The organism is Micromonospora sp. ATLC20 (assembly GCF_057196585.1).
This window is the reverse complement of record NZ_JBXUOV010000324.1, coordinates 1-3,164: the sequence shown is the minus strand read 5'-3', so window position 1 is coordinate 3,164 and position 3,164 is coordinate 1. Positions and strand designations below refer to the sequence as shown.

Here is a 3,164-nt window from a genome sequence, read left to right as displayed (position 1 = left end):
GATCCGCAGCAGGAAGGAGCCGGGGGGGGACGCCCCCCCCCCCCCCCCCCCCCCCCCCCCCCCCCCCCCCCCCCCCCCAGGACCACCGCCACCCCGCCCGCGCCCCCCCCCCCCCCCCCCCCCCGCTTCCGTCGGTGGTGGGGACGATCAGTTCTCCGCGCGACCGGCCCGCCAGTAGCCCATGAACGCCACCGCGCGCCGGTCCATGCCCCGCTCGGTGACCAGGTGCCGCCGCAGGCCGCGGATCACCGCCGCCTCCCCGGCCAGCCAGGCGTAGAGCGCCGCGCCGTCGGGCCGCTCCGGCACCTCCCACAGGATGTCCCGGTCCACGTCCACCTCGGCCAGCGGCGCGGCGGCCACCGGTACCGGTACCGGCACCAGCCGGCCGGCCAGGCTCGTCACGGCCGGGGTGAGCCGGCTGCCGTGCGGGGCGCCGTCGCGGGGCAGCCAGGTCACAGTGACGCCGGCCGGGGCCCGGCAGGGCAGCTCGTCGCCGCTCTCCGGCACCTCCACCAGCGCGTGCCCGCGCGCGTCGGCGGGCAGCCGCTCCAGGATCGCGCAGATCGCCGGCGCGGCCGTCTCGTCGCCTGCGAGCAGCAGCGTCGCGCCGGCGGGCGGCTGGAACTCGACCCCGCCGTGCGGGCCGTCCCACCCGGCGTCGGGGCCGACGACGGCGATCCGGTCGCCGAGGCGGGCCCGCCGGGCCCACCGGGTGGCCGGGCCGCCGTCGCCGTGCAGCGCCATGTCCACGTCCACCTCGTACGCCTCGGGCCGCACGGCGCGGACCGTGTACGTGCGGATCGGGCTGCGCAACGCGTCCGGCAGCTCACGCCACCGCGGGAACCAGTCCGGCCCGTCGGGCAGCTCCCCCGGCGCGCCGTCGACCGGCGGCAGGGCCAGCTTGATCCGCTGGTCGTACCCGTTGTCGGCGAACCGGTCCAGGTCCGGGCCGGTCAGCGTCACCCGAAGGAAGGACGGGCCGAGCCGGCGTAGCACGCGGACCTCGACGGTGAAGACTCGCCAGGGCGCGACGGCCAGGGTGCTGGTCATGCGTCATTCCTCTCACGGCCGGTGGGGGGTGCGTCGGTGAACGGGCTAACGGGCGGCTGCCGCGGCGCGGGAACGCCACAGCAACCAGACGAAGTACGGGGTGCCGATCATGGCGGTGACCAGACCGGCGGGGACCTGAGCGGGGGCGATGACGCTGCGGCCGAGCGTGTCGGCGAGGCTGACCAGGGTGGCGCCGAGCAGCACCGCGACCGGCAGGACGCGGGTGTGCCGCCCGCCGACGAGCGCCCGGGCCGCGTGCGGCGCGACCAGGCCGACGAAGCCGATCACGCCGACCGCCGACACGGCGGTGGCGGTGAGCAGCGCCGCCAGGCCGAGCGCGACCAGCCGGGCGCGTTCCAGCCGGACGCCGAGTACCCGGGGCGTGTCGTCGTCGAGCGCGAGCAGGTCCAGCTCGCGGCGCACCGCGGCGACCACCGGCAGCGCGATCAGCAGCGCGATCGCCACCGGCAGCACCTGCGGTGCGGTACGCCCGTAGGTGGAGCCGGACAGCCAGGTCAGCGCCTTGCCGGTGTTCCACGGGTCGGACGACACCACGATGAACGTGATGATCGCCGTACCGCCCTGCCAGACCGCGAACCCGATCAGCACCAGCCGGTCGGAGTTGAGCCCTCGCCGCCGGGCCAGGCCGTAGACCAGCGCGAACGCGACGACCGCGCCAAGACCGGCAGCGCCGGACAGGGCGAGCACGCCGGCCATCGGCGCGAACGTCAGCAGCGACACCGCGCCGATGCCGGCGCCGCCGGTGATGCCGAGGATGCCCGGTTCGGCGAGCGGGTTGCGGCACACCGCCTGCACCGTGGTGCCGGCCAGGGCCAGCGCGGCGCCGGCCAGCAGCGCCGCGGCGACGCGCGGCCAGCGGGCGTCCAGCACGAAGGTGTACGCCGGTCCGGTGCGGCCCTGCACCCAGTTGACGATGTCGCCGAGTAGCACCCACGTGTCGCCGGCGAGCATGCCGAGCACCAGCGCGGCGATGACGACCACCGCGCATACCGTGACGACGGTGGCGACGAAGCCGCGGGAGCGGACGGCGGCGTGGCCGCCCGGCGCCTGCCGGGTCGGCCCGGCGTCGCGGTGGCGGCGGGCCAGCCAGACCAGCAGCACCGCGCCGAAGAGCGTGGTCACCACGCCGGTCGGCACGTCGACTCCGGCCTGGCCGCCGAGCACGGCGCGCAGCAGCACGTCGGAGCCGAGCACGATGACCACGCCGACGATGCCGGACAGCGGCATCAGGATGCGGTGCCGGTGCACCTCGGGCACCCACCGGCCGAGCAGGCGGACGATCACCGGCGCGCCGAGGCCGACGAAGCCGATCGGGCCGGCCAGGGTGACCGCCGCGGCGGAGAGCAGCACCGCCAGCAGCACGACAGTCAGCCGGGTACGGCGCACGTTGAGCCCGAGCACGGTGGCGGTGTCGTCGCCGAGGGCGAGCAGGTCCAGCCGGTGCCCGAGGGCCACGAGCACCAGAGCGGCGACCCCGATCACGGGGGCGAGCTGGGTGAACGCGACCAGGTCGCCCTGTACGAGCGAGCCGTTGCCCCAGGCGAACAGGCCGATGGTGGCCTGCTCGAACAGCAGCATGAGCAGCATGGTCAGCGAGGAGAGCGCCATCGCGGTGGCCGAGCCGGCGAGGATGAGCCGGGTGGTGGCGGCCTGACCGCCGGCCGAGAGCAGCATGACCAGGGAGGCGGCGGCGAGTCCGCCGCAGAACGCCAGCCCGCCCGCGGGCAGCGCGGGCAGCGCGATCCCGAACGCGGCGGTGGAGACGATCGCCAGGTGGGCGCCCGCGTTGACGGCGAGCGTGTCCGGCGAGGCGAGCGGGTTGCGGGTGGTCGACTGCAACGCCGCGCCGGCGAAGCCCAGCGCGACGCCGACGGCCAGGCCGGTGAGCAGCCGAGGCAGGCGGGAGGCGACGAGCACCCGGGCGGTCTCGTCGTCGCCGCCGGTGAGCAGCCGGAGCAGGTCCAGCGCCCCCACCGAGGAGGTGCCCTGGGTGAGGTGCACCGCGGTGATCGCGACGAGCAGCGCGGCGGCGAGGGCGAACGCGCCGGCCACCCGGCTGCGCCGGGCGGGCGGCGGCCCGACCGGGGCCGGCC

At 76.9% G+C, this 3,164-nt stretch carries 2 protein-coding genes; both read right to left on the bottom strand.

From position 1 onward, the window contains the following. Positions 1–147: 147 nt before the first annotated feature. Positions 148–1,050 carry a siderophore-interacting protein gene (locus AC2CHG_RS30870; RefSeq protein ID WP_355513087.1) on the bottom strand — a complete coding sequence of 301 codons (903 nt, stop codon included), beginning with the start codon at positions 1,048–1,050 and terminating at the stop codon, positions 148–150. 45 nt (positions 1,051–1,095) lie between these two features. Continuing rightward, positions 1,096–3,164, bottom strand: a 2,069-nt coding sequence (locus tag AC2CHG_RS30865; protein WP_484526147.1) for an iron ABC transporter permease, incomplete at its 5' end; no start/stop codon positions are given.